We start from the raw sequence: 26,290 nt of genomic DNA on the forward strand, positions 1-26,290 counted from the left end.
GCGCCAAAGGCAAAGGGCGACGCGTCGTCGCTGTCCCCCTTGTCTTTCGAGCAATTCCAGGAACGCAGAAAACCCCGCCGAGGCGAGGTTTTCCGGGTGACGTTCGCGCCGAAAACAGGGTCCAACGAGGCGGCCTGACCTGAGACGGCATCAAGACGGCGTGAAGCAAGCACGCCGGCCCCAGCCCTGGAGACATTCGACCTGAAGGCACCGGCCGGGCAAACCCGACCCGGACAGACATCTGTCGTCACAACGGATAGGAAGGTTCACCGACGCGCGGAAATTCGTCGATTTCAGGCCGAGTAGCGCTCGGCGAATTCGGAAATGCGCTGTATCACCGCCTTGGGCGCGGTGATACCGCGTGCCTGCGCCTTCTCGGCCGCCTCGGCCCGGGCCCGCCCCGGCACGTGCACGCCGTAGCGGCGGCGAAGACGGTCGAGCTGATCCTTCATCCGCTGTTCAAAATCCGGATCGAGCAGCTTCGGCTCGACGGCAAGCACGAACAGGCCGGTTCCGGGACTGTCCGGGCCGCCGCTGAACCATGGCGCGTCGAGCGACCAGTTGGCGCCCGACAGGCCTGCCGCCAGCACTTCGACCATCAGCGCGATATTGGCGCCGCGCTGGCCGCCGAAGGCCAGCATGGCGCCCTTCATGGCGGCGGCTGGATCGGTGGTCGGGTTACCGCTGGCGTCCAGCGCCCAGCCTTCGGGAATCTTCTTGCCGTCCTCGGCCGCCTTGCGGATGTTGACGAACGCGGTGGCGCTCGACGATTGGTCGATGACCAGCGGCGCGCCATCGGCCGCGGGCGCGGCAAACGACATCGGATTGGTGCAATAGACCGGCTTGACCGAACCCGAACCAGCAAGCACGGCCGGGCCGTTGGTGGCCGCGAACGATACCAGTCCCTGTGCGGCCAGGCGGCCGGTGAAGTAGCCGAGCGCGCCGCATGTATAGGCGTTCTTCTGCGAAAAGATGGCGACACCGAACAGTCGTGCCGCCTTGGCAAGATCGTCGATCGTGCGGTCGAAGCCCGTATGCGCCAATCCGCCACGCGCGTCGGAGAGATAAACGGCCAGCGCCGGCCTGGTGATGACCGGATCGGCATTGCCGTCGATGCGGCCGGCCTCGATCGCTTCGAGATAATCGATGAAATGCGTCAGGCCGACGCTTGCAAGTCCTTCCGCCTCGGCAGCGACGATGGACGCCGCGAGCGATTGCGCGGCTTCTTCGTTGGCGCCGGCGCCGAGCGCCGCCATCCGGCACAATCCTGTTGCCTGGTCGAGACTGAGTTGCATCGTCGTTGCCTCTGGTGAGTGGTGAGTAGTCAGTGGTGATAAGGATAGGAGTGGCCAGCTGCCACTCCTGACTACTGAATACTCACTAAAACCTAGCCGATCTTGTTCGGAATCCGCGCCTCGATCCTGCCGAAGGTGAAGACGAGGATGCCGGTGATCGTCATGTAGATCAACGCCAGGAGAAGCAAGGGTTCATAGGTGAGGTAGGTGTCCTGCCGCACCTTCGACGAGACGGCGAATATGTCGATCACGCTGATGGTCGCAACCAGCGGCGTCGACTTCAACTGCAGCACGGTTTCGCCGGTCAGAGTCGGCAGCGCCCTGTAGAAGGCCTGCGGCAGCCAGATGCGCCGGAAGATCTTCCAGCGGCTCATGCCGAACGCGCGGGCGGCTTCCAACTGGCCCTTGGGCACCCCGGCAAAGGCACCGCGCATCACTTCGCCCTCGTAACCGGCAAAGGACAGCGTCAACGCCAGCACGCCATAGGGCCATGCCTGCCTGAGATAAGGCCACATCCAGGACTCGCGAATCCACGGATATTGCGGAAACAGCGAGCCCAACCCGTAGTAGAGCAGCCACAATTGCAGAAGCAGCGGCGTGCCACGAATGATGGTGCAGAAGACCTTGGCGGGTGCCGAGAACCAGAGCGAGCCGGCGGCCTGCGCCAACCCGACCGGTACGGCGATCAGGAAGCCGAGCGCGCAGGTAACGGCCAGGATCCACAGCGAGCGCCAGATGCCGATCAAGCCCATCTCATAATATTGCGGCAACCAGTCCCAGCGCATGAAGAAGACAGCCGACAGCACCAGCCCCAGCGCGATCAGGATCAGCACGATGCGATGCGGCTGCAGCCACAGCGATGTGCGCGCCACCACGTTGATGACGGTCGCTTCGCTGGCCATCACCGCGCGTCCTTGACCGAAGGCATGCCACGCCTCGACCAGGCCTCAAGGCGGCCAAGCATCAGGTTCGAGAACAGCGATACCGCCAGATAGAGCACACCTGCCGCGAGATAGAATATCAGATAGGCCTTGGTCACGCCCGCCGCCTGCCGCGTCGCCAGTGTCAGCTCGAAGAAGCCGACGACGGCCAGCAGAGCGGTATCCTTGGTGGCGATCAGCCACAGATTGGCAAGGCCGGGTATGGCGAAAGGCAGCATCGCCGGCAATGTGATGCGCCGCAGCAGAAGACCGGGAGACATGCCGTAGGCGCGCGCGGCTTCGATCTGGCCCTGCGGAATGGCGAGGATGGCGCCGCGCATTACCTCGGTCGAATAGGCGCCCTGGACGAAGCCGAGCACGGCGATGCCGGCCACCAGTCCGCTGATGTCTATCCGCTGATAGCCCATCGCCGTCAGCACCTGGTTTATCAGGTCGGTGCCGGCGTAGTAGAGCAGCAGGATCAGCACCAGTTCGGGCACGGCGCGCACGATGGTCGTATAGACGGCCAGCAGATCGCGCACCACCGAGCCGCCATAGAGCTTGCCATACGCGCCACAGATGCCGATCAAAAGTCCAACGCAAGTGGCGCCGACGGCGATCTCGAGCGAATGCAGCAGCCCGAGCATGAGTGTTCCGCCCCAGCCGACGGGCGCGGGCGAGAGGAGTTCGATGATACCGGCCGCCGAGGCCGGAAGAAACGCGTCGATCAGCTTCGCCCCCGGAGTGCTGGCTCTATCCGTCGGCGCCAGCGGCCGACGGTATGCGTGGGAAAAGTAGGGCGGAGGGCATGACTCTTCGGTCATGCCCTCCGGCCCGTGCGAGGGTCTTTAGTTCGACTGTGGCGAGCCGCCGTAAATGTCGAAATTGAAATATTTTTTCGAGATTTCGTCATACTTGCCGTTGCTGCGGATCGCCTTGATGCCGGCGTTGATCTTTTCCTTCAGGTCGGTGTCTTCCTTGCGCACGCCGGCGCCGACGCCCGGTCCGAGCACTTCATCGTCCGGAGCCACCATGCCCTTCAGGTCGCAGCAGGCCTTGCCCTGGTCGGATTTGAGGAATTCGCCGAGCGCGATGGAATCGGCCTGCACCGCGTCGAGGCGGCCCGCGGCAAGGTCATTGTTGGCTTCGTCCTGGGTCTGGTATTCCTTGATCTCGGAAGCCGTGCCGCCGAAGTGTTTCTTGGCGTAGACGGCGTGCACGGTCGACACCTGAACGCCGAGCACCTTGCCCTTGAGGTCGTCCGGCGTGGCGCCGAATTTCTGGTCCTTCGGTCCGATGATCGCCGTCGGCGTGTTGTAATACTTGTCCGAGAAGTCGATCGTCTTCTTGCGTTCGTCGGTGATCGACATCGAGGAGACGATGAGGTCGATCTTCTTGGTGGTCAGCGCCGGGATGATGCCGTCCCAGGCGACCGGCGTGATGACACAGTCAAGCTTCTCCTCGGCGCATACGGCGTCGATGAAGTCGATCTCCCAGCCCACCCATTTGCCCGAGGCATCCGGCGAGGTGAAGGGCGGATAGGGTTCGGCGGCGACGCCGATCTTGACCGGATCGGCCTTGGCCACGCCCACGGCGGCGACGCCGAGCAGCAGCGCCGCGGCGAATGTCTTCAGAACAGTCTTCATTTTCACAACTCCCAGTTTGATGTTGGTTCCCGGTTTTCTTCCGTCCCGGCTTTTCCTAGCCGATGTTGCGGATGAACTGCTTGAGCCTTTCGGATTTCGGCGCGCCGAAGATCTGCTCCGGCGGGCCTTCTTCCTCGACCAGCCCGTTGTAGAGGTAGACGACATGCGTCGCGACCTCGCGGGCGAACTTCATCTCGTGGGTGACCAGCACCATGGTGCGGCCTTCGCGCGCCAGGTCGCCGATCACCTTCAGCACTTCGCCGACCAGTTCCGGGTCGAGCGCCGAGGTCGGCTCGTCGAACAGCATGACGCGCGGATTGATGGCCAGAGCGCGGGCGATCGCGGCGCGCTGCTGCTGGCCGCCCGACAGATAGGCCGGATAGACGTCGCGCTTTTCGGCGAGCCCGACGCGCGCCAGCAGTTTTTCGGCCTGTGAGATCGCTTCGTCTCGCTTGACCCCCAGCACATGCACTGGAACCTCGATGACGTTCTCGATCAGCGTCATGTGGCTCCACAGATTGAAGTTCTGGAACACCATGCCGAGCTTGGAGCGGATGCGCTCGATCTGCTTGCGGTCGGCCGGAACGGTGTGGCCGTGGCTGTCCCCCTTCAGCTTGATTTCCTCGCCATTGACGCGAATGATGCCGCTGGTCGGGTTTTCCAGGCAGTTGATGCAGCGCAGCAGCGTCGATTTGCCGGAACCGGAACCGCCGATGATGGCGATCACCTCGCCGTCGCGTGCCGACAGCGACACGCCCTTCAGCACATGCAGTTCACCGAACTTCTTGTGCAGGTTCTCGACATGGATAGCTTCAGCGGCGCCATCAAGCACCTCGCCGGATGAGATTGCGGCAGCTCTCACCGCGCTCACCGGGTGACCTTCATCTGGTCGACGACAATTTGTCGAACGTCTATCCGGCTAATCAACATACGCTGTACTGCCCCGCTCTAGACCTCAGCATGGACCCAACAGCGCGAGCCCGTCAATCCCGCTCATTACGGCACTTGCGAGCTTGTTGTGCAAGTGTATAAATAGCGCTCCATGAAATTTTCTCGATTTTTTTCAGCTAAAAGGGCTTCGATGAACGCTTTCGGATCACAGTCCATGGCGGCGCCGCTGCGACGCGTTCTGATGCGGTCGGCAGCCAACGCCATGCGCAACGCCGACGGGGCTGCCTGGCACTATGGCCCGGGATTCAATCCGGCGAAAGCGGCATTGCAGCACGCCGTCCTTGCTGAACTGGTGGCGGCTTCCGGCGCTGAAATCGAATGGATCGAGGACAAGGCCGATGGCCTTTCGGATTCGGTGTTCACGCACGACCCATCGCTGATGACCGACCGCGGCGCGCTTATTCTGTCCATGGGCAAGCCCTTGCGCGCCAGCGAGCCCTCGCTGCATGAGGAAACCTACGGAAGACTGGGCATTCCGATCCTCGGCCGCGTCGAGGCTCCCGGCCAGGTCGAAGGCGGTGATTGTGTATGGGTGGATGCCCGCACGCTGGCGATCGGGCGCGGTGCTCGCTCCAACCAGGAAGGCATCCAGCAGGTTTCCAACCTGCTGACGCCGCTGGGCATTTCAGTCTACGGCTTTGACCTGCCGCTGTGGCAAGGGGAAGAGGCGTGCCTGCATCTGATGTCGGTGATCAGCCCGCTGGCCGACGATCTCGCACTGGTCTATTCACCGCTTTTGCCGGCCGCCTTCTATCAAATGCTGAAGGCGCGCGGCATCCGGCTGGTCGAGGGTGATGCCGGAGAGTTTGCCGCCTCCAACGGCCTCAGCCTGAACGTGCTGCCGACCAGCCCGCACAAGGTCATTGCCGTTGCAGGCTTTCCCAAGACCAAAGCCGCCATGGAGGCAGCCGGCTGCACCGTAGAAATCTTCGAGGCGGATGCACTCTGCATCGCCTGCGAAGGCGGGCCGACATGCCTGACGCGGCCGATACTGCGCCAATGAATGCGCCGTCCCGCCGCAAGTTCCGTCGCGAGGGCGAGGAGCGACGGCGGCAGGATTTGATCGAAGCGACCCTGAATAGCGTGGCGGAACACGGCTTGGAGGGCGCCACCTTGCGCACCATCGCATTGCGCGCCGGCGTCACCGCCGGGCTGATCCGGCACTATTTCCCCGGTAAGGAAGAATTGCTGCAGGAAGCCTATGCAGCGCTGATGGGCCGCATGACCGAGCAGGCGAAAGCGGCGTTGGTCATGGAAGATGCCTCGCCGCGCAAACGCCTTGCGGCTTTCGTCACAGCCAACCTCAATGCGCCAATCATCGATGCGCGGGTGTTTTCGCTCTGGGCAACCTTCATCGGCCGCGCCGGCTCGGACCCGAGCCTGGCTCGCGCCCACCGCGAAGGTTACCTTGGCTTTCGCAACGAGGTGGAAGCCGTCGTGGCCGAGGTGCTCGCCGCCGAACAGCGCGAGCCGGACGCAAGCCAACTGCGCCATCACGCCATTGCGATTAACGCGATCATCGACGGGCTCTGGGTGGAAGGCTGCCTGGCTGGCGAAATGTTCTCGCCTGGCGAATTGGCGACGATCGGCATCAAATCTATCGAGGCCGAGCTCGGCCTCGCGCCGGAAAGGGAAGAAAACCAATGACCACACTCGGCGAAGCCCTCATCACGCTGCTTGAAGCCCATGGCGTCGACACGGTCTTCGGCATTCCAGGCGTCCACACGGTCGAGCTCTACCGTGGGCTGGCGCGCTCGAAAATCCGCCATGTCACGCCGCGCCACGAACAGGGCGCCGGCTTCATGGCCGACGGCTATGCCCGCGCCAGCGGCAGGCCGGGTGTCGCCTTCGTCATCACCGGCCCGGGCTTGACCAACACCCTTACCGCCATGGGCCAGGCGCGCGCCGATTCGGTGCCGATGCTGGTCATCTCGGGTGTCAATGCCATGCCGACGCTGGGCAAGGGGCTTGGCTTCCTGCACGAACTGCCAGATCAGCGCGGCATGATGGAGAAGGTGGCGCTTTTGTCGCAGCGCGTCACCGAGGCCAGCGAATTGCCGGGCGCGTTGGCCCAGGCCTTCGCCATGTTTTCATCGTCGCGACCAGGTCCGGTGCATATCGAGATTCCGACCGATGTCATGGTCAAGCCGGCGGACGACATCGCGGCACTGCTGAGCAATGCGGCGCCGCCTGCTCCGGACGGCGAGGCAATTGCCAGCGCGGCCAAACTCATCGCCGCCGCGCGCCGCCCGCTGATCCTGGCCGGCGGCGGCGCCAAGCGGGCCGAGGCGGCGCTGCAACGCCTGGCCGAAAGACTGGGCGCGCCGGTGGTGGAGACCACGAATGCGCGTGGCCTGCTGCACCGCCATCCGCTCTGCGTGCCGGCAAGTCCCAGCCTGAAGGCGGTTCGTGCACTGATGGCCGAGGCTGATCTGGTGATTGCCGCCGGCACGGAGTTCGGCCCGACCGATTATGACGGCTATGGCGATGGCGGCTTTGTGCTGCCTTCCAATCTGATCCGCATCGACATCGGCGCCGACCAGCTTGCGCGCCGTCCAGTGACGGTCGCCATCCAGGCCGATTGTGCCGAGGCGATCGAGGCCCTGCTCACCGCGATCGGCGCCGCTCATACTGCCGCGCCGGACGGCGAGGGGCGCGCAGCCGAGGCACGGAAGGCGGCTTTTGCCGAGCTGAGCCCCGCCTATGTGGCGCAGGTGCATGCCGTGGAAATGATCCGTGACGCCTTGCCGGGCGCGATCGTCGTCGGCGACTCGACGCAGCCGATCTATGCCGCCAACCTCTACTACGATCACGATCGCCCGGGCGGCTGGTTCAACGCCGCCACCGGCTTCGGCGCGCTTGGTTATGGCCCACCGGCCGCGATCGGCGCAGCCCTTGCCATGCCCGATGCACCAATTATCTGCCTGACTGGCGACGGCGGGTTCCAGTTCACGCTGCCGGAACTTGGTGCGGCGCTCGACGCCCAGGCGCCGGTCATCTTCGTGGTCTGGAACAACAGAGGTTATCGCGAGATCGAGACCTCGATGCTCGATGTCGGCGTGGAACCCGTCGGCGTGTCGCCGGCGCCGCCGGATTTCTGCAAGCTGGCCGAGGCCTATGGCATCGGTGCCGAACGGCTGGGAAATATCGACGCCTTGCCGCAGGCGCTGAAGCACGCCCGGGCAACGGGACTGCCGCGCGTCATCGAAATCTCGGTCGACTGAGTATTGGCTGCGTCAGCGTAGAAACAGAGAGCTGGAGCGGGTCAGCGATTCTAACAAACGCTGAACCGCTCTAAAGGCGTGTCTCAACCATCGGCCGGCCATGTCATTTTTCAAGGAACAGGCGTCCTTTCGCGATCCGCTGACATTTCCTCATCTCGCACCATTGCGTTGGGCGGCATCCTCGCCTGAGCTGCCTTGGCCCGTGAGGAAGACCGCGGCGAAGCTTTGCATGACGCTCGCGCGAAAGAAGAAGCGGCGCGCCCGGCGTGTGGCGGTCGACCATTCGCATTGGTCCTCCGCCAGCACGCCGACGGGCGGCCTCGGTCCGATCTGGCAATACTGGGCGCAAGGCGCCGACCATGCCCCGCCCCTGGTCAGGGCATGCCTGCGCTCGGTCGCGCGCCATAAGGGTTCGCGCGACCTTGTCGTGCTCGACGACAAGACCGTGGAGGCCCATATCGATTTGCCCCGCCATGTCTGGGACAAGCGGCGGCGCGGGCTGATGAACAGCCAGCATTTCTCCAATTTCATTCGCCTGAGCCTGCTCTCCCGGCACGGAGGAACATGGCTCGATGCCACCATCCTGCTCCGGCAGCCGGTGCCGCTCGAAATCGAGCGCGAGGATTTCTACATTCTGCGCGAGACCAATCGCTATCCGCGGCTTGTGGAAACCTGGTTCATTCATGCCCGCAAGGGGCACCCGCTGGTCGAGACGGTGCTGCACGGCCTCGCCGACTACTGGCGGAAGTACGACGCCCTGCACGACTACTTCATGTTCCCGTACCACTTCGAGGCCTCGCTCCTGCTGCACCGCCCGTTGCGGCGCGACTTCCTGCGCATGCCGCAAATCGGCGCGGACCGGCCGCACGAATTGCAATGGCGGCTCTTCGAGCCGTTCGAGGAGGCCAGCCATCGCAGGCTTTTCGATGGTTTCTGGCTGCACAAGCTCACGCATCACGAGCAGCGCCCAGCCATCGGTGAGCATCTGCTGTGGGACGCGATCGTTTCGGGCTGGCCGGCGTCCTGACGCATGCAAAGACGCGACGGCTGCCATGTCGAGATATCAATTGAGTGATCGCCCGAAAGGCGCGACGCTTCGCGTCGGCGCGGCAAAACAAGCGACATAATTACAAGAAAATGACAGGAGCGGTCCAGGATGACGGAAACACTTGAAGGCAGGCATATCGTTGTAACCGGTGGAACCGGCGCGCTTGGTGGCGCGGTGGTTGGCAGGCTGCTGGAGCAGGGCGCGATCTGCCACGTGCCGAACGCGCATGCCGCGGCGCCTTCGCACTTCCCCTTCACCACGCATCATAACGTCAAGCTGGCGCACAATGTCGACCTCTCGGATTCCGCCAAGGTCGAGGCGTTCTACAGCCAGGTGCCGGCCCTGTGGGCATCTGTCCATCTGGCGGGCGGCTTCGCGATGGCGCCGGTGGAAAAGATCGAATCCGCCTCCTTCGCCGAGATGATGGACACCAATGCTCGCACCACCTTCCTGTGCAGCCGGGCGGCGGTGCGTTCGATGCTGGCGTCAGGCATGGCCGGCCGCATTGTCAATGTCGCCGCGCGGGCGGCATTGGAGCCTCGCCGGGGCGCGGGCATGGTCGCCTACACCGCCAGCAAGGCGGCGGTTGCCGCGATGACCGTGGCGATGGCCGAGGAATTGAAGCACAAGGGCATACTGGTCAATGCCGTGGCGCCCTCGACGCTCGACACACCGGCAAACCGTGCCGACATGCCGGATGCCGATTTCACCAAATGGGTCAGCCTCGAAGCGGCCGCTGAAGCTATCGCCTACCTCGCCTCTCCGGCCAACCAGGCGATGAGCGGAACGTTGGTGCCGCTCTACGGCCGGGCGTAGCTCCGCGTCGGCCGAACCGGTTTTTGCCAAAGAAAAACCCCGCCGGATCGCTCCGGCGGGGTTTTGTCATTCTGGACTAAGCGAAGGACTTCGCTTCGCGAAGGCCTTAGTTGCCCTGCTTCTTCAGCGCGGCACCCAGGATATCACCCAGCGAAGCGCCGGAGTCGGTCGAGCCGTACTGGGCGACCGCTTCCTTCTCCTCGGCGATTTCCAGCGCCTTGATCGAGACCTGCAGCTTGCGGGTCTTCTTGTCGAAGGCGATGACGCGGGCATCGACCTTCTGGCCGACGGTGAAGCGCTCGGGGCGCTGCTCGTCGCGGTCGCGGCTGAGATCCGAGCGCTTGATGAAGGTCTCGATGCCGCTGTCGACCAGCCGCACTTCCAGGCCGCCATCCTTGACGCCGATGACTTCGCAGGTGACGACGGCGTTCTTGCGCAGTTCGCCCGAAGTCGCCGCTTCGCCGACCGTGTCGCGGGCCAGCTGCTTGATGCCGAGCGAGATGCGCTCCTTGTCGATATCGACGTCGAGCACCTGCGCCTTGACCATGTCGCCGCGATTGTACTCTTCGATGACCTGCTCGCCCGGACGGGTCCAGTCGAGATCGGAGAGATGCACCATGCCGTCCACGTCACCTTCCAGGCCGATGAACAGCCCGAACTCGGTCTTGTTCTTGACCTCGCCCTCGACCTGGCTGCCAACCGGATGGTTGCGTGCGAAGGCTTCCCACGGGTTCTCGAGCGTCTGCTTGAGGCCGAGCGAGATGCGGCGCTTGGCCGGATCGACCTCGAGCACCACCACGTCGACTTCCTGGGTCGTCGACAGGATCTTGCCGGGATGCACGTTCTTCTTGGTCCACGACATTTCCGAAACGTGGATAAGGCCCTCGATGCCCGGCTCCAGCTCGACGAACGCGCCGTAGTCGGTGATGTTGGTGACGGTGCCCTTGATCTTCTTGCCGATCGGGAACTTGGTGCCGATCTCGGACCACGGATCGCTCTCGAGCTGCTTCATGCCGAGCGAGATGCGGTGGGTTTCCTGGTTGATGCGGATGATCTGCACCTTGACCGTCTGACCGATGTTGAGGATTTCGGTCGGATGGTTGACGCGGCGCCATGCCATGTCGGTGACATGCAACAGGCCGTCGATGCCGCCGAGGTCGACGAACGCACCGTAATCGGTGATGTTCTTGACGACGCCTTCGACAACCTGGCCTTCTTCGAGGTTCTGCACGATTTCCGAACGCTGTTCGGCGCGGCTTTCCTCGAGCACGGTACGGCGCGACACCACGATGTTGCCGCGACGGCGATCCATCTTCAGGATCTCGAAGGGCTGCGGGTTGTGCATCAGCGGGGAGACGTCGCGGATCGGGCGGATATCGACCTGGCTGCGCGGCAGGAAGGCCACGGCGCCGTCGAGGTCGACGGTGAAGCCGCCCTTGACCTGGTTGAAGATGACGCCTTCGACGCGCTCGCCCTTGGTGAACTTCTCTTCGAGACGGACCCAGCTCTCTTCGCGGCGGGCCTTCTCACGCGACAGCATCGCTTCGCCAAGCGCGTTCTCGATGCGCTCGACATAGACTTCGACAGTGTCACCGACCTTGAGGGTGGTGTCCTTGCCCTTGACGCCGAATTCCTTCAGCGGCACGCGGCCTTCGACCTTGAGGCCAACGTCGATGATGGCCATGTCCTTTTCGATCGCGGTGATCGTGCCCTTGACGACCTGACCTTCGCCGGAGTGGCCGGTGGTGAATGATTCTTCGAGCAGGCTCGCGAAATCGTCGCGAGTGGGGTTTGCAGCTGACATTGTTTCTCCTGGAGTGTCCCGTATCTCGAGCGGGACGGGCGCCGTGGGTTAGCGTTGCGTTGGCCTGCCGGCGTTCCGGGCTCAAAAGCCCTGGGCCGCTTTCAAGCGGCAATTCCGGCGCATGAAGAATGCTGGCAGGCTGGTTCGTGCCCGATATGGGTATTTTCTCTGCTTCCGGCAACGGACGCAGGGGAGAAAACCCGGATCAGGCCTTGTCTCTCTTGGCCAGCACGTCGTCTATAACAGCCATGGCCGCGAGAAACGCGGCTTCTATAGCCATTTCGCTGGTATCAAGCAAGTGCGCGTCGGCTGCCGGCTTCAATGGCGAGTCGGCGCGGCCCATGTCGCGCTCGTCACGGCGTTGGATGTCGGCGAGGATCTCGGCGAAATTGGCGGTGCCGCCGATGCTTTCGATCTCGGCCAGCCGGCGCTGTGCCCGCACCTCGGCACTCGCCGTCACATAGAGTTTGATGTCGGCGTCGGGGCACACCACGGTGCCGATGTCGCGGCCGTCAAGCACCGCGCCCGGCGGCGTCCTGGCGAAATCGCGCTGCTTTTCGACCAGAATGCGCCGCACGGTCGGGAAAACCGCGACCTTCGAGGCCGCCTCGCCGACCGCATTCGCCGACAGCACCGCGCGGTCGAGCTTTGCCAGGTCGACCTGGCGCGCCGCGGTTTCCGCCGCCGAGACATTGTCGAGCGGCAGCCCGACCCGCAGCAGCGCATGGGCGACCGCGCGATAGGTGAGGCCGGTGTCGAGCAGGTTCAGCCGGTAGTGGTCGGCCAGCCGCCGGGCGAGGGTGCCCTTGCCGGCGCCGGCTGGGCCGTCGATGGCGATGGTGAAGATTTGTGTCATTGGCATGCAGACGCCTTACGCATGGAAACAGGTCCCCGCGACTTCGTCATCCTAGGGCGTAGCGAACGCGAAGCGGAGCGAAGACCCTGGGATCCATGCCGTGACTTCAGCCCAAGAACGCTGCGGATCAGAACTTTGCACCGTTGCGGCGCCCTGAGGTCATGGCATGGATCCTGGGGTCTGCGCCGCGTCGCTGCGCTCCTTGCTTCGCCCCAGGATGACGAAGCACGGGATGTCGCCGGCCAATCTCCAAGGTTTGCGATTGCCACTGTCACCCGATCTCCGCGCCTAGCCCCTTCATCAGCCCCATGAACTCCGGAAAGCTCGTTGCAATCATATTGGCATCGTCGATGGTGACAGGCTTGTCCGTCGCCAGTCCCATCACCAGAAAGCTCATGGCGATGCGGTGATCGAGATGGGTCTGCACGGTCGTATCCCTGCCGTTGGGATGGCCACCCAACCCCCTGCCGCCCGGTCTGCCGCGCACGGCGAGCGAAGCTTCGCCCTCGGTGCATTCGACGCCGTTGAGTTTCAGACCGTTGGCGACGGCCGACAGCCGGTCGGATTCCTTTACCCTTAATTCTTCCAGCCCCTGCATCAGCGTCTCGCCCTCGGCGAAGCTCGCGGCAACCGCAAGCACCGGATACTCGTCGATCATCGACGGCGCCCGCTCGGGCGGCACGGTAATGCCCTTCAACTCCGAGTAACGCACGCGCAGATCCGCGACATCCTCGCCGCCGGCATTGCGCGGGTTCAAAATGTCGATTTTGCCCCCCATCTCCTGCAGCGTCAGAAGCAGCCCGGTGCGGGTCGGGTTCATCAGCACGTTTTCGATCACGATATCGGAACCCGGTACGATGAGCGCCGCCACCAGCGGAAAGCCGGCCGAGGACGGGTCGCCCGGCACGGCGATCGTCTGGCCGGTCAGCTTGCCCTGGCCTTCGATGAAGATGTGGCGCACGCCGCGTTCGTCGGTCTCGACCGACAGGTTGGCGCCAAATCCCTTCAGCATCTTTTCAGTATGGTCGCGCGTCATCACCGGTTCGATGACGGTGGTGATACCCGGCGTGTTGAGGCCGGCGAGCAGCACCGCCGACTTCACCTGCGCCGAGGCCATCGGCACGCGGTAGGTGATGGGGGCTGCATGTTTCGGCCCGTGCAGCGTGATCGGCATGCGGTCGCCCGGTGTCGCCTTCAGCACCTGCACGCCCATCTGGCGCAACGGCTCGAGCACGCGGCCCATCGGCCGGCCCGACAGCGAGGCGTCGCCGATGAAGGTCGTTTCCATGTCGTAAGTGCCGACGAGGCCCATGGTCAGTCGCGAGCCGGTGCCGGCATTGCCGAAATCGAGCGGCCCTTCCGGCTGCAGCAGCGCGCCGTTGCCAGTGCCCCGGATCACCCATTCGGTGCCGCGCTTTTCTATATGCGCGCCCATCGCCCTCATGGCCGCGCCGGTGCGCATCACGTCCTCGCCTTCCAGCAGGCCGGTGATGCGGGTTTCGCCGGAGGCGAGGCCTCCGAACATGAAGGAGCGATGCGAGATCGACTTGTCGCCCGGCACGCGTGCGGTGCCGGAAAGGGCGGATGATTTGCGGGCGGTGGCCGGCTTGGCAGCGACGGCGTGAGACATGGAATTTCCCTGGACGGAATGCCGGCGTGCCGGCGCTTTTCATTTGTTGCGGCGGTCTCGTATCACGGCGGGGCGGAATGGTCATCCCCATGGGCGTCACTTGGCTCGAGGCCTTTCAATGCATGGTTTTGTGACGCCGGCTTTTGGCTTTGACAGCGCCGCAAACTGTGGTTAAGGGGACCACTCTTTTATTCACGAGGCTTGCCGTGGCAAAAACCGAACTTGGCACAAAACGTATCGACCCTGAAACGGGCCGAAAATTCTACGACCTGAACAAGGACCCGATCGTCTCGCCCTATACAGGCAAGACCTATCCGCGTTCCTATTTCGAGGAAGGCAAGGTCGCCGCCCTCGAGGAGGAAGAGGAAGTGGCCGAGAAGGAAGTGGACGCCGAGGACGAGGAAGGCGTCGAAGTCGTCTCTCTCGAAGAGGCCGACGATGACGCCAAGGGCGACGATCTGCCGGATCTGGGCGATGACGAGGATGTTGACCTTGGCGACGACGAGGATGACACATTCCTTGCCGACGAAGAGGAAGAGGACGACGACGTTGCCGACATGATCGGCGTCGGCGACGATGACGACGAAGTCTGATCTGCCAGCGATGCAGGTGTTTGCACGCTTTCTCAGCCTGTGAACAAAAAGCCGTCTATAAAGGCTTGATATTGACGAAAGGCGGGGTTAGAAGCCGCCTGCACTAACGGCGCGGTGTTCCAACCCGCGCCGGATCTCTTCACCGGAAACGGTGCCGGTTGACTGCCGGATGTGGGGCCATAGCTCAGTTGGGAGAGCGCTTGAATGGCATTCAAGAGGTCGTCGGTTCGATTCCGATTGGCTCCACCAGTCCCTTCCAGGGTCTTCAGGAAAACCCTCTGATCTCAAGCTCTTACACGGAAATGTGGTCCACGGTGGTGGCGCACGTTGAGGAGAATTTCATCCCTCGTCCGGCGTGATGTCTCCGGCTTCGCGGCAACGTCTGTCGGTTTCGGTTGCGCGCTCCCGATGGGGCTCCCATTCAGCAAATTGCGGCGGCTAAGCTTGCGCCATCAGGCAGCGTCAGCGCCGAACTCGACAGCAAACCCCGCGTCGATCGCGCTTCGCGCTATGTGGTCGCCAAGTTCCCAATCCGTGAGTTCGCACAGCGGAAACCTCTTCCTCACGGCATGAATAACCTCGAATACCGAGACGCTCGGTTTGTCGACATTGTCGATTAGGTAGCGGACAATCTCTTGGCGAATGTCCACTGGAGCCGTCGTCTGCGCAAGTGCGGGCATCTGCGGCCTATGAGTGGAGCCGCGATACTGCGCTATCGGCTGGTGTCGCGTCGAAGGCGACGGGCACGTCGTGAACGATGCATGCAGCCGCGAGCAGGTCTTCCAACTCTCTGTCGGTGGCCTTGCACGCCGGCATCAGTGTTCGGATGGCTCGGATCGCCTGGGCAATGGACAGGAACCGCGCCCTGCCTCTGGAAAGCACGTAGGCCTCGGCCGCCTTTTCAACCGTGATGGTGTGGAACGTATTGGTCATCCAGAGTTCCTCCCTGAGCCGGAGCCAACGCGATTTACGGACAACATTCAGCTATCTGCAAGTGTATGTCCGATTGCGGACAAATCAGGCAGGCGACCGGCGAACTGGCGCTGTTCCTCCTCGCCATAGGCTCCGTGTGTGAGTTTTATCAGGCCGACGCGGTCGACAATCGTAATCTCGCCGCGCTTGGCGTGAACCAGTCCCCGATATTCAAGCATTTGCAGGGCCGTGGTAACGCCCGGCCTCCGCGCGCCGAGCATGGTCGCCAGAAACTCGTGCGTCAGGTAGATCTTGTTTCCTTCACAGCGGTCATGAACCATGAGCAACCAGCGGGCCAATCGCTCCTCTATCTTCGAGTGGCCGTTGACCACCGCTGTTCGGGTTGCCTGGACAAGGAATGCGTTGGCATAGCGAAGCAGGGACTCGCGAAAGCTCCGGCTGCTCGCAAGAAGCGCGCGAAGACTTTCAACCGGCAGGCACCAGCCATTGCCGGCGACCTGGATATAGGTGTCATTGGGAGACCGGTCCTGGCCGAGAACGACCGTAACCCCGGTCATGCCATCGTGGCCGACAATGCCAACCTCGCCCTGGCGCCCTCCGAACATGGTGGCTACGACCGACGCGATACCTGTCTCGGGGAAATACACATGCTGGATCGGCTGATAAGCGGTTTCCAGCGGGCTTTTGATGCCCAGTTCGACCTGACGTATCGACGGCAGGATCGCTGCGAAATCCTCAGCCGCGAGGGTTCTCAAAACATGATTGCGAATCTGGGACTGGGACATGCTCTTTCCCCGTTCCGGGCAAGAGCAAATACCCTCTCACTGTCGGCGGCATCCGAATGACTGGCGGCCGATGCGGCAGCATAGGCCTTGGAGGCCCCATTGGCAAACACTTGTGGCGGTGCGCCGGCGCACAACGGTGTCTCTCCGCAGAAGGCGATTGGATCCCAAGCTTCGGTTCCTTCGCCATGCCGCCGGAAACGCACGCCCTTGCGGCGGCTTGAGCGCATGGCCGCCGATTGGCCCATCCCCGCGGTATCCCGGGTGAAATCATCGCCGTGATACTCCCAACAGGCGAAGAGAAGGCTTTCCGGCTCGCGCAGGACGATTGACAGCAGCGGATGTTGGCGCGGCTGACGACGGCGAGCACTTCGGCCAGACTTCGGCATGGACGCTTGTATTTGCGCGATCGCCTCGGCCTTCAGGCCGATACCATTCTTCGCATATGCTGGTCATGTCCGCTTGCGATCGAGGACGAGCGTCAGCCGAGAAGCTCGGCGGCGACTTCGAGCGTGTTGCGAAACGACGTCTCCAGATGGTGTTCCATTGCCTGCGCCGCGCCCTCGGCATCATGTCGTTTCAGCGCGTCGAGAATGGCTTCGTGCTGCTCGATCGTCTGTTCGCCATAGCCGGGTTTGGGAATGGCGAGATAGCGGCCGCGGTCCATCTGCGCCTTGGAGATGTCGACGGCCCGCCAGATCATCGGCAGGCCGCAGATCTCGGCGATGGTGCGGTGAAAGACGTCGTCGAGCTGGATCGCGGTGGCGTAGCGGCCGCGCGATATTGCGAGCTTGTGCGCCGCCATATTGTCCTCCAGCAGTTCGGCGGCTGCCGGCGTGAGCTTCACCGCCGCGCGCCTGGCGCTTTCCATCTCCAGCGCCCGGCGGATGACATAGGCCTCTTCCAGGTCGGCGCGGCTGATCGGCGCGACATAGGTGCCCGTCTGTGCCAGGATCTTGACGAGGCCCTCGTCGCTGATGCGCTTGACGGCTTCCCGCACCGGCGTGCGTGAGACTCCGAGGGCCTCGGCGATCGCCACCTCATTGATCACCTCCCCGGGCTTCATCTGTCCGACGACGATCAGGTTGCGGATCTTCTGATAGATCTGATCGCGGAGCGGCAGAGCCCGATTGAGCGTCGAAGGGTCCAGGTCCATGGCAAATCCGTAGCTTCGTTCACCGGAAATGATCGGATTATATTAGAATGGAGATAGGAATGCATTCAATGCGCGCTCCAACCGCTCCGCGGGCAGGATCGCTGCAGTGCAGCCTGGCCGCGACGCCCTTTGCGCCAGGGTTGGTCCGCTCAGCACGACTTCGCTTACGCGCAATTTACGACCGTCGGCTACATCAGTTCCTGTCTGATTCGTCCGCGACAGGAACCCCATGAGCAAAGCCCTCACGACCTTCGCACTCGTCGCCGTGCTGACCGCCTTGCTCATGGCGCTGAGCCTGGCCGTGGCCCGACATGGCTATCCCTACGGCGTGACCGGCGTGAAACGGCTCGACGGCATTGCCGATGCGGGAACGTTCATCCCGCTTGCCGCGGTCTATTTCTTCAGCGCGCTGCTGATGATGATCCTGCCGATCAGGGCGGCGAGCATCGTTCTCACCCACGCCGCCGACGCGATCTTCTGGACCGTGATCGTGCTGCTCGCCACCATCGTCGGCGGCCTTCTCGCCCGATGGGCCTTCGGCCAGGGCAGCGCCCTGCTGGCATTGCTGAACTGGCGGTTCCTGTTCGCCGTGGCGATTGTCGGCTGCCACTTCGTCATGAATGAACTGCGCCGCAACGTGCTGTTGCGCAGCCTATTCTTCGTCGTCTTCGCCGTCGCGACCCTCGCCTGCCTGTTCTGGTCCTTCACGCTCTGAGCGCGATCACCACTGGCTGATTTCCGGCCGCGATGTGGCCGGCCGCCTGCTCCATCCACGTCCAGAGATAGGCTGCAAGGCCACGGTCGACATGGATGCGCAGCCTATTCTCATGGCGATACACGATGGCGCTGACACCGGCGAGGGAAAGCGCCGCACTGGCGCTTGGCTGGCGCGGATCGAGCGTCGTCCCGCGTGCGATGAAAGCGTCGAGAGCCGGGCCCTCGACCTCGAACACCTGCAAGCCGGCGCTGATCGTCGTCACCGCGAAACCTTCGCCATGCCAACCTGCGGGGATGGCGAGCGGGTTGCTTGATACGACGAGCAGCCGGTCGCGCGCCAGTCGGACCGAATAGCGTATGCCCTCTGTCAGGCCGAATGCACCGGCGGCCGTTCCATCGAACCCTGAGACCTCGGCCCATGCGGCAAGGCCGCCGCTGACCAGGCGTTGGTGCAGTCCGGTGATCGGGCTTATCTTGAGCCCCGGCACTCCGATCGTGGCGCTCTGCCAGTCCGGCGCGACGGACCATTTTTCCGCGAGATCACGCATGCAGCCGGTCTCCTGCCTGGTCGAAAGCGCAAGGGGCGGCAATGGTCGCCGTGCTGACCTTGCCGAGATGCTGGATTTCGATCGTCTCCCCGTGCCGCGCCGCGCCGCGCTCGATCAGGCCAAGCGCGACCGGCCGGCCAAGCGTCGGGCTCTGGTAGCTGGAGGTGACAAAACCCTGGCTGCGCAGCCTGCCGCCGCTGCGCTTGACGCCGTGCGCGCCGGTTGGCAGCGGCGCATCGCCTTGCGGCACCGTCAGGCCGACAAGCTGCAGCCGGTTGTCGCGTGAAGCCTCGTCGGTGAACAGCGAGCAGCGGCCGACAAATTCGGTCTGCCGTTTGGCGCGCGGCCCTTCGCTGCCGAGATCATGCGGCAGTGTGGTCCCGTCAGTGTCCTTGCCGATGACGATGAAGCCTTTCTCCGCACGCAGGATCATCAGCGCTTCGAGGCCGATGATGGCGGCATCGAACGGCTGGCCAGCTTCGCGCAGACGGGTCCATAGGGTCTCGGCGCGGTCCGCGCGGATCGAGATTTCATAGCTCCTGTCGCCGGTAAAGCTGACGCGCGCGATGCGGACCTCGTCGCCGCCATAGCTGCCATGGCCTATCGCCATATGCGGCAGGTCTGCATCGTCGAGCGAGAGGCCAAGGCCCAACGTTTCGAGCAGCTTCCGGGCGTTCGGCCCGGAGACGGTCAGCGTTGCCATTTCGGCGGTGGCATTGTGGATATAGACGGCGCCGCGGCCAAAGCGGTCCTGGCGCCATTCCTCCAGCCGCGCATGCACCGCGGTGACATGCGAGGACGAGCACGACACGACGAAGCGATGCTCGTCCAGCCGCACCAGCACGCCGTCATCGAACACCACGCCGTTCTCCGACAGCATGAAGCCATAGCGGCAGCGGCCCGGTTTCAGCGTCGACATCGTGTTGTAGTAGAGGAAATCGACGAATTCGGCCGCCTTCGGGCCGATCACCTCGATCTTGCCGAGCGTCGAACCGTCGAACAGCGCGACCGACTGGCGGGCGCGCAGCGCCTCGTCCTGGATGGCGCGATCCGCATCGGCATCGCGACCGCCATAGTGGGCAGGTCGCAGCCAGCCGCCATATTCCTGGAACACGGCGCCATCGGCGCGATGGATGTTTTCCAGCGGCAGCCGACGCACCGGCGCCATCAACTCGCCCCCGCGCGCACCGGCGAAGCTCGCCAGCGGCACCGGCGTGAAGGGCGGACGGTAGGTGGTGGTGCCGACCTCCGGCACCGTGCGACCGGTGATGCCTGCCATCAGCGCCAGGCCGGGCAAGTTGGAGGTCTTGCCCTGGTCGGTCGCCATGCCGAGCGTTGTGTAGCGCTTCAGATGTTCGACCGAGACAAAGTTTTCGCGCGCCGCCAGCTCGACGTCCTTCACTGTCACATCGTTCTGGTAGTCGATCCAGATGCGCCCCTTCGAGCCGGGCACCGGCCAGGCGGCGACGATCCCGCCTGTCGCCTCCGGTCCGGTGCTGCGCGGCATCTCGGCCTTCGTCTGGCCGAGCGATGCAACGGCGTTCTGCGAGCCTGCGAACACCTCCGACAGCGAAACCGCGCCGGCCGCGGCGCCGGCGACGGAAATGCCATCGACCGGATCGTCCGGCAGGAAGGCGGCACGCGCCTCGCTCCAGGCAAGCTTGCCCTTGGCCTGGCCGAACAGATGAATCGTCGGCGTCCAGCCGCCCGACACCAGCACGCAGTCGGCGTCGAGCCTGGTGCCGTCGTCCAGCGTCACGCCCTCGATGCGCAGCTTGCCGTCGGCGGCGGCAAGCGATCGCCCCTTGACCAGCCGCACCTTGGTGGCTGGCATGCCGTCACGCCTGATGTCGACCAGCGTGACTTCGGCGCCGGCCTCGGAGGACGCCTCCGCCACTTCATAGGCGCTGTCATTGTTGGTGGCGACGACGATGCGCCTGCCGGCCAGCACGGCATGGCGCCTGAGATAGGCGAGCGCCGCATCCGCCGACAGGATGCCTGGCAGGTCGTTGTTGGCGAAGGGCAGCGGCCGCTCGATGGCGCCGGTCGCCAGCACGATCCGGCGCGGCCGGACCCGCCACAGCGTGTCGCGCCGGCCGTCGAAATGACGCTGGTTCAGCCCGACCAGATTGTGGTCGTAGATGCCGAAGGCGGTGGTTGCAGGCAGGATCAGGTGGCCGCCGGCGGCAAGCTCGGCAATCGTCCCGTCGATCCAGATGGCAGCCGGCTTGCCGTCAATCTCGCCGGCGCGGTGGCCGAGCGATCCGCCCGGCTTCTGCTGGTCGTCGACCAGTGTGACGGAGAGGCCGGCGCCAGCCGCCAGCTTCGCCGCCGCCAGTCCAGCCGGTCCCGCGCCCACCACCAGAACGTCGCAATGATGGTTGATCTGGTCGGCCGAGCCCGGCGAGGTCCAGCCCTTGTCCACTTCGCCCAGCCCAGCCATGGCGCGGATGCGCGGCTCGAACATGTGCCAGTCCGGCCACATGAAGGTCTTGTAGTAGAACGCCGCTGGAATGAAGCGCGAGCAGCGGTCGAGGAAGGCGTTGCGGTCGGCGAGCGCACTGGGCGTCGCGTTGACGCTTTTTGCCACCAGCCCGTCGCGCGCCGGCTCGGTCGTGGCACGCGTGTTCGGCGTCGCACGTGGGCCGCCGACATCGACCAGCGCGTTCGGCTCCTCGACCCCGGCGCCCCAGATGCCGCGCGGCCGGTGGTATTTGAAGGAGCGGCCGACAACCGCGACGTCGTTGGCCAGTAGCGCCGAGGCGATGGTGTCGCCGGCAAAACCGTCGACGGTTCTGCCGTCGAAGCTGAATCGGATCGGGCGCGACCGGTCGATGGCGCTGCCGCCGGTGGTGAGACGCGAGGCGGTCACGCCGCGTGCTCCCCGCCAAGAGCGGTCGAGGACAGCACCTCGTGCGTGACCGTGTCACGTTCCATGACGAAGAACTCGCCGCAAGTCACGTGCACCCAGATTTCGCGCGCCGCACCCTTCGGGTTGCTCCTGAGATAGAGATAGTTTGCCCAGCGCTCGATCGGCAGATCGGCCCCGTCAGGCCGGACATTGCCGGCATCGCCGCCAAAGTGGAATTCCGTCTCGTCGCGCGGACCGCAGAACGGGCAAGGGAAGAGCTGCATGATTGCCTCTGGTCCTGTCTTAGTGCGCGATGCCGGAGCCGGCCGCTTCATCGATCAGCCGCCCGCTGGCAAAGCGATCGAGGTCGAACGGACGGCTGATGTCGTTGTGCCTGCCCGTTGCCAGCAGGTTCGCCAGCAGCGTGCCGCCGGCGGGAATGGCCTTGAACCCGCCTGTGCCCCAGCCGCAATTGAGGAATAGATTGGGCAGCGGCGATTCACCGATGATCGGCGAGGAGTCCGGCACCACGTCGACAATGCCCGCCCATTGCCGCATCAGCTTCAACTGGCCGAAGATCGGGAACATTTCCAACAGGCCGGCAACGACGGTTTCCAGCGTCGGCAGATTGCCGCGCTGCGCATAGGAGGGGATGCGGTCAAGTCCGCCGCCAATGACGATCTCGCCCTTGTCCGACTGGCTGACATAGACGCCGGTGCCGGGCGACAGCACAACCGTGTCGAGGATCGGTTTCACCGGCTCGGAAACGCAGGCCTGCAGCGCGTAGGAATTGATCGGCAGCCGGAAGCCGGCCTTGGCCGCCAGCACCGAGGAATGGCCGGCCACCGCCATGCCGATGCGCTCGGCGCGGATCGTGCCACGCGTCGTCCGGACGCCACGGCAGCGCCCACCCTCGATGATGAAATCGCTGATTTCGCAATTCTGGATGATGTCGACGCCGAGCCGGCTCGCCGCCCGCGCATAACCCCAGGCGACCGCGTCGTGGCGCGCCGTTCCGGCGCGGCGCTGCCAGATGCCGCCGAACACCGGAAAGCGCGCGTCCGGTGAGAAATTGTAGATCGGCGCCACGCGCCGTACATCCTCGGGCGAAAACAGCTCCGCATCGATGCCGTTGATCTGCATGGCATTGACGGTGCGCGCGCCCATCTCCATTTCGACTGTCGAGTGGCAGAGATTGACCATGCCGCGCCGCGACAGCATGACGTTGTAGTTCAAATCCTTCGACAGGCCTTCGTAGAGCCTGTGCGCCAGCCCGTAGAGTTCGACGCTCTCCGGGTAATAATAGTTGGAGCGCACCACTGTGGTGTTGCGGCCGGTGTTGCCGCCGCCGATCCAGCCTTTTTCAAGGACCGCCACCCTGGCGATGCCGTGGTTCTTGGCCAAATAGTAGGCTGTCGCCAGCCCATGGCCGCCGCCGCCGATGACGATCGCGTCGTAGGACGGCTTCGGCTCGGGCGAGCGCCACGCCTGCTTCCAGCCGGTCTGGCCGGCCAGGCCTTCCTTGAACAGCGACAGAGCGGAATAGCGTCTGGTCATGGCGTGCCGGCCAGGCCTGATTTGGGGAAGGGGGCGTGGATCATTGTATGGTCTTCTCTATGGACGTCACCGGTCGATCGGTCACGCCCGCATCGCCTTGCGAGAGGATCGTAAGGCGACGAAGCGCATCTCTTTCGATGCCGACGATGTGGGTTGTCAACTGCGTATCGGCATCGGCCGCGTCGCGGTCGACAAGCGCCATGGCGAGGCTCTTGCCGACGGTGTGGCCGTAGCCGCCGGAGGTGACGAAGCCGGCAAGCTTGCCCTTGTTCCAGACCGGCTCGTAGCCGCTGGCATCCGCATCCTCGGCGTCGATTTCGAGCGTCACCAGCGTTCGCCTCGCGCCGGCCTGGTTCTTTTTCAGGGCAGCCTCCGATTTCATCCTGTCGCGCTCCACCCGGTTGTGGCGATGCACCCTATCTTTGTTGTACACATGTGTCCAGTGCATCGCGAGAACCGGGCCGGAGGAGGCTGGTGTGTGGATATGGAGCAAGCCTGTTGCCGAGAAAGCTGCCGAGTCAGGCAGCCGGTGCCCCGTCTACCGTTTGCCGGAAAGTGTCTTCTCGACATAACGCGAAAAGTCCTCGACATCCTCGGCGGTCGGTTCCTGGCCGGTGAAGCTGCGCAGATAGGACGCGACATGCGTCAGGCGGCTGCTCATCGGCTCGTCGAGTTCGAGCGAGTAATAGCCGATCTGCATGAAATAGAGCACGCGGGCGCGCACGAACGCGTCTTCTTCTTCATAGCCATGGCGCATGAACATATCGCGTATGGCATTGACGCGTTCTTCATCGGCCTCGTCGAGCGCGCGCCTTGTGGCGGGGGAGCGGCGCGCCCAGGCCCTGATCGCGAAATCGAGCCGGGGATCGAACAGCTTTTCGTCCACCCAGCATTCGAAAATGCTCATCACCCCGCGGATGACGGTGGCGGATGGCCGCCCGGCGCGTTCGACGATGAATCGGGTGTTGGTCTGCCGCCAATAGTCCAGCAATTGGTCGAGCAGGTCCTGCCGGCTCTTGAAATACCAGTAGAAGCTGGAGCGCGAGACATCAAGCTGCTGCCCGAGTGTCTGCACGCGGACGCGTTCGACGCCATCCGAGATCAACGTTTCAAGCGCCAGCTTCAGCCAGTCGTCACGAGTGGCCTTGATGTTACCGGTGACGCCGGCGCGCTGAATCGTCGTTTCGATGGCTGCCATCGGGATGACGCATGACATGCCGGATCAGGCAAATCAAGGCTATGTACATCGCTGTATAGGGCGTTTCGATTGAGCTGACGTGACGGCTGCGGGGATCTTAACCGGGCTGCCTGTCCATGGGGCGCTGCCGCCGCCATGCTATTGACGCTATGGCAGGCCCGGGGTTTTTGTCGCGGTGGCCCGGCCAGTACGTGCTTTCCCGCAGGGCAATTGTCTGGCAAATATCAAGTCAGAAAGATGCCGCCACGCGGCCAACCAGCAGGAAAGACGAGGACATGGCTCAGTTTCGAAAGAACCTCATCGATGGCGAATGGGTCGGCGACGCCGGGTCCCGCAACATCAACCCCTCGGATACCGGCGATGTCGTCGGCGAATACGCCTCGGCGGACGTGGAACAGACGTCCCAGGCGATCGCGGCGGCCAAGGCAGCTTTTCCCGCATGGTCCCGCTCCGGCCCGCTGGCGCGCCATGCAGTGCTGAAGAAGGCGTCCGACGAGATCATGGCGCGCAAGGACGAGATAGGCCGCAACCTGGCGCGCGAGGAAGGCAAGACGCTGGCAGAAGGCATTGGCGAGACCATCCGCGCCGCCCAGATATTCGATTTCTTTGCCGGCGAAACATTGCGCCTCTCCGGAGAGATGGTGCCGAGCGTGCGGCCGGGTGTCGGCGTCGAGATCACGCGCGAGGCGGTCGGCGTGGTCGGCATCATCACGCCGTGGAATTTCCCCATCGCCATTCCGGCCTGGAAGATCGCTCCGGCGCTGGCCCATGGCAACACCATCGTCTTCAAGCCGGCCGAACTCGTGCCCGAGAGCGCCTGGTCCATCGTCGACATCCTGCATCGCGCCGGCCTGCCCAGGGGCGTGCTCAACCTCGTCATGGGCAAGGGCTCGGTGGTCGGCCAGGCGATGCTCGACAGCCCCGATGTCAACGCCATCACCTTCACCGGTTCGGTCGGCACCGGCAAGCGCGTCGCCGCGGCAAGCGTCGAGCACATGCGCAAGTTCCAGCTCGAAATGGGCGGCAAGAACCCGCTGGTGGTGCTGGACGATGCCGATCTTGCGGTTGCCGTCGACTGCGCGCTCAACGGCGCCTTCTTCTCGACCGGCCAGCGCTGCACGGCCTCGTCCAGGCTGATCGTGACCGATTCCATCCATGACCGTTTCGTCGATGCGCTGAAGGAGCGGATGGATGGACTGGTTGTCGGCGATGCGCTCGACGCGCAGACCCAGATCGGTCCGGTCGTCGACGCCACGCAGCTGAAGCAGGACGAGGATTATATCGCCATCGGCGTCAGGGAAGGCGCCACGCTCGCCTTCGGCGGCGAACGGCTCGACCGCAAGACGCCGGGTTTCTATCTGCGGCCGGCACTGCTAACCGACGCCACCAACGCCATGCGCAGCTCGCGCGAGGAGATTTTCGGGCCTGTCGCCAGCGTCATCAGGGTCAAGGACTATGACGAGGCGTTGGCAGTCGCCAACGACACGCCCTTCGGGCTGACCTCCGGCATCTGCACCTCGAGCCTCAAGCACGCCACCCACTTCAAGCGTAATTCGGAAGCCGGCATGGTGATGGTCAACCTGCCGACGGCGGGGGTAGACTTCCACGTTCCCTTCGGCGGCCGCAAGGGCTCGAGCTATGGTCCGCGCGAACAGGGCCGCTACGCGATGGAATTCTACACCATGGTGAAGACCGCCTATACCTTTGCAGGTTGACTGGACGCCGGCCATCGGGCCGGCGGCGTTCACTAGGGAATCGGCACGAG

Annotated in this window: 25 protein-coding genes and 1 tRNA gene; 9 read left to right on the forward strand and 17 right to left on the reverse strand. The window is 64.0% G+C overall.

The genetic code is table 11. The features are described from left to right. Positions 1-293: 293 nt before the first annotated feature. The 5 genes from FJW03_RS26610 to FJW03_RS26630 all read right to left on the reverse strand — a co-directional run bounded on the left by FJW03_RS26610 (position 294) and on the right by FJW03_RS26630 (position 4,732). Entirely contained in the window at positions 294-1,295 is a 1,002-nt protein-coding gene (locus FJW03_RS26610) for an Ldh family oxidoreductase (RefSeq protein ID WP_140764927.1), read from the reverse strand. Between the two features lie 92 nt (positions 1,296-1,387). Beyond that, positions 1,388-2,197, reverse strand: a complete 810-nt coding sequence (locus FJW03_RS26615; RefSeq protein ID WP_140764925.1) for an ABC transporter permease — start codon at positions 2,195-2,197, stop codon at positions 1,388-1,390. Then, positions 2,197-2,862, reverse strand: a complete 666-nt coding sequence (locus tag FJW03_RS26620; protein ID WP_140764981.1) for an ABC transporter permease — start codon at positions 2,860-2,862, stop codon at positions 2,197-2,199. The genes FJW03_RS26615 and FJW03_RS26620 overlap by 1 nt, the downstream gene beginning before the upstream one ends. 201 nt (positions 2,863-3,063) lie before the next feature. Then, a complete protein-coding gene (locus FJW03_RS26625; protein WP_140764923.1) occupies positions 3,064-3,861 on the reverse strand; it encodes a transporter substrate-binding domain-containing protein in 798 nt (265 codons plus the stop codon). A gap of 55 nt (positions 3,862-3,916) precedes the next feature. Then, positions 3,917-4,732 (reverse strand): ABC transporter ATP-binding protein, encoded by an 816-nt coding sequence (locus FJW03_RS26630; protein ID WP_140764920.1) that lies wholly within the window; start codon positions 4,730-4,732, stop codon positions 3,917-3,919. Positions 4,733-4,942: 210 nt separating this feature from the next. Here FJW03_RS26630 and FJW03_RS26635 point away from each other — a divergent pair, with 210 nt between their 5' ends. The 5 genes from FJW03_RS26635 (at position 4,943) to FJW03_RS26655 (ending at position 9,900) form a co-directional block, all read left to right on the forward strand. Continuing rightward, entirely contained in the window at positions 4,943-5,815 is an 873-nt protein-coding gene (locus FJW03_RS26635) for a dimethylarginine dimethylaminohydrolase family protein (RefSeq protein ID WP_140764917.1), read from the forward strand. Then, positions 5,812-6,459 carry a TetR family transcriptional regulator C-terminal domain-containing protein gene (locus FJW03_RS26640; RefSeq protein WP_181169120.1) on the forward strand — a complete coding sequence of 216 codons (648 nt, stop codon included), beginning with the start codon at positions 5,812-5,814 and terminating at the stop codon, positions 6,457-6,459. Before FJW03_RS26635 ends, FJW03_RS26640 begins: the two co-directional genes overlap by 4 nt. Then, complete coding sequence (locus FJW03_RS26645) at positions 6,456-8,036, forward strand: 5-guanidino-2-oxopentanoate decarboxylase (RefSeq protein WP_140764911.1); 1,581 nt, start codon at positions 6,456-6,458, stop codon at positions 8,034-8,036. Before FJW03_RS26640 ends, FJW03_RS26645 begins: the two co-directional genes overlap by 4 nt. A 229-nt stretch (positions 8,037-8,265) precedes the next feature. Then, the gene (locus tag FJW03_RS26650) at positions 8,266-9,063 is read left to right on the forward strand and encodes a capsular polysaccharide synthesis protein (protein WP_181173264.1); all 798 of its coding nucleotides are present in this window, start codon (positions 8,266-8,268) and stop codon (positions 9,061-9,063) included. 129 nt (positions 9,064-9,192) lie between these two features. Continuing rightward, on the forward strand, positions 9,193-9,900 hold the full coding sequence (locus FJW03_RS26655; protein ID WP_140606776.1) for an SDR family NAD(P)-dependent oxidoreductase: 708 nt from the start codon (positions 9,193-9,195) through the stop codon (positions 9,898-9,900). 106 nt (positions 9,901-10,006) lie between these two features. On the opposite strand, the gene rpsA is transcribed toward FJW03_RS26655, so the two are convergent. The 3 genes from rpsA to aroA form a co-directional block, all read right to left on the reverse strand. Next, the gene (gene rpsA, locus FJW03_RS26660; protein WP_140606777.1) at positions 10,007-11,704 is read right to left on the reverse strand and encodes a 30S ribosomal protein S1; all 1,698 of its coding nucleotides are present in this window, start codon (positions 11,702-11,704) and stop codon (positions 10,007-10,009) included. A gap of 205 nt (positions 11,705-11,909) precedes the next feature. Next, on the reverse strand, positions 11,910-12,560 hold the full coding sequence (cmk, locus tag FJW03_RS26665; RefSeq protein ID WP_140764978.1) for a (d)CMP kinase: 651 nt from the start codon (positions 12,558-12,560) through the stop codon (positions 11,910-11,912). A gap of 271 nt (positions 12,561-12,831) precedes the next feature. After that, a complete protein-coding gene (gene aroA / locus FJW03_RS26670; protein WP_140764905.1) occupies positions 12,832-14,190 on the reverse strand; it encodes a 3-phosphoshikimate 1-carboxyvinyltransferase in 1,359 nt (452 codons plus the stop codon). 206 nt (positions 14,191-14,396) lie between these two features. Between aroA and FJW03_RS26675 the strand changes: the two genes are divergently transcribed. Together FJW03_RS26675 and FJW03_RS26680 are read left to right on the forward strand one after the other, a co-directional pair. Next, a complete protein-coding gene (locus tag FJW03_RS26675) occupies positions 14,397-14,783 on the forward strand; it encodes a TIGR02300 family protein (protein ID WP_140745134.1) in 387 nt (128 codons plus the stop codon). A gap of 173 nt (positions 14,784-14,956) precedes the next feature. After that, a tRNA-Ala gene (locus FJW03_RS26680) sits at positions 14,957-15,032 on the forward strand. 438 nt (positions 15,033-15,470) lie between these two features. Here FJW03_RS26680 and FJW03_RS26685 read toward each other — a convergent pair. The 3 genes from FJW03_RS26685 to FJW03_RS26695 form a co-directional block, all read right to left on the reverse strand. Next, on the reverse strand, positions 15,471-15,716 hold the full coding sequence (locus FJW03_RS26685; RefSeq protein ID WP_140606781.1) for a hypothetical protein: 246 nt from the start codon (positions 15,714-15,716) through the stop codon (positions 15,471-15,473). A 47-nt stretch (positions 15,717-15,763) separates the two neighbouring features. Further along, a complete protein-coding gene (locus FJW03_RS26690) occupies positions 15,764-16,501 on the reverse strand; it encodes a Crp/Fnr family transcriptional regulator (RefSeq protein WP_140764900.1) in 738 nt (245 codons plus the stop codon). 478 nt (positions 16,502-16,979) lie between these two features. Further along, the gene (locus FJW03_RS26695; protein ID WP_140606783.1) at positions 16,980-17,654 is read right to left on the reverse strand and encodes a GntR family transcriptional regulator; all 675 of its coding nucleotides are present in this window, start codon (positions 17,652-17,654) and stop codon (positions 16,980-16,982) included. Between the two features lie 229 nt (positions 17,655-17,883). Here FJW03_RS26695 and FJW03_RS26700 point away from each other — a divergent pair, with 229 nt between their 5' ends. Continuing rightward, entirely contained in the window at positions 17,884-18,369 is a 486-nt protein-coding gene (locus FJW03_RS26700) for a hypothetical protein (protein WP_140764897.1), read from the forward strand. Here the strand turns inward: FJW03_RS26700 and FJW03_RS26705 are convergent. The 6 genes from FJW03_RS26705 to FJW03_RS26730 form a co-directional block, all read right to left on the reverse strand. Next, on the reverse strand, positions 18,359-18,919 hold the full coding sequence (locus tag FJW03_RS26705; protein ID WP_140764895.1) for a hypothetical protein: 561 nt from the start codon (positions 18,917-18,919) through the stop codon (positions 18,359-18,361). The two genes, FJW03_RS26700 and FJW03_RS26705, sit on opposite strands and share 11 nt — an antisense overlap. Continuing rightward, entirely contained in the window at positions 18,912-21,791 is a 2,880-nt protein-coding gene (locus FJW03_RS26710; RefSeq protein WP_140764892.1) for a sarcosine oxidase subunit alpha family protein, read from the reverse strand. Before FJW03_RS26710 ends, FJW03_RS26705 begins: the two co-directional genes overlap by 8 nt. Further along, on the reverse strand, positions 21,788-22,054 hold the full coding sequence (locus FJW03_RS26715; RefSeq protein WP_140764889.1) for a sarcosine oxidase subunit delta: 267 nt from the start codon (positions 22,052-22,054) through the stop codon (positions 21,788-21,790). The genes FJW03_RS26710 and FJW03_RS26715 overlap by 4 nt, the downstream gene beginning before the upstream one ends. A gap of 19 nt (positions 22,055-22,073) precedes the next feature. Continuing rightward, positions 22,074-23,327, reverse strand: coding sequence for a sarcosine oxidase subunit beta (locus tag FJW03_RS26720; RefSeq protein ID WP_140764886.1), 1,254 nt, complete (start codon positions 23,325-23,327; stop codon positions 22,074-22,076). 40 nt (positions 23,328-23,367) lie between these two features. Continuing rightward, positions 23,368-23,709, reverse strand: a complete 342-nt coding sequence (locus FJW03_RS26725) for a glycine cleavage T C-terminal barrel domain-containing protein (protein WP_226890473.1) — start codon at positions 23,707-23,709, stop codon at positions 23,368-23,370. A gap of 156 nt (positions 23,710-23,865) precedes the next feature. Further along, the gene (locus tag FJW03_RS26730) at positions 23,866-24,525 is read right to left on the reverse strand and encodes a TetR/AcrR family transcriptional regulator (RefSeq protein ID WP_181173263.1); all 660 of its coding nucleotides are present in this window, start codon (positions 24,523-24,525) and stop codon (positions 23,866-23,868) included. Positions 24,526-24,800: 275 nt separating this feature from the next. On the opposite strand from FJW03_RS26730, the gene FJW03_RS26735 reads away from it, so the two are divergent. Next, positions 24,801-26,240 carry an aldehyde dehydrogenase family protein gene (locus FJW03_RS26735; protein ID WP_140764881.1) on the forward strand — a complete coding sequence of 480 codons (1,440 nt, stop codon included), beginning with the start codon at positions 24,801-24,803 and terminating at the stop codon, positions 26,238-26,240. Positions 26,241-26,290 lie beyond the last annotated feature (50 nt).

This window comes from Mesorhizobium sp. B4-1-4, from assembly GCF_006439395.2.
Classification (GTDB): Bacteria; Pseudomonadota; Alphaproteobacteria; order Rhizobiales; family Rhizobiaceae; genus Mesorhizobium.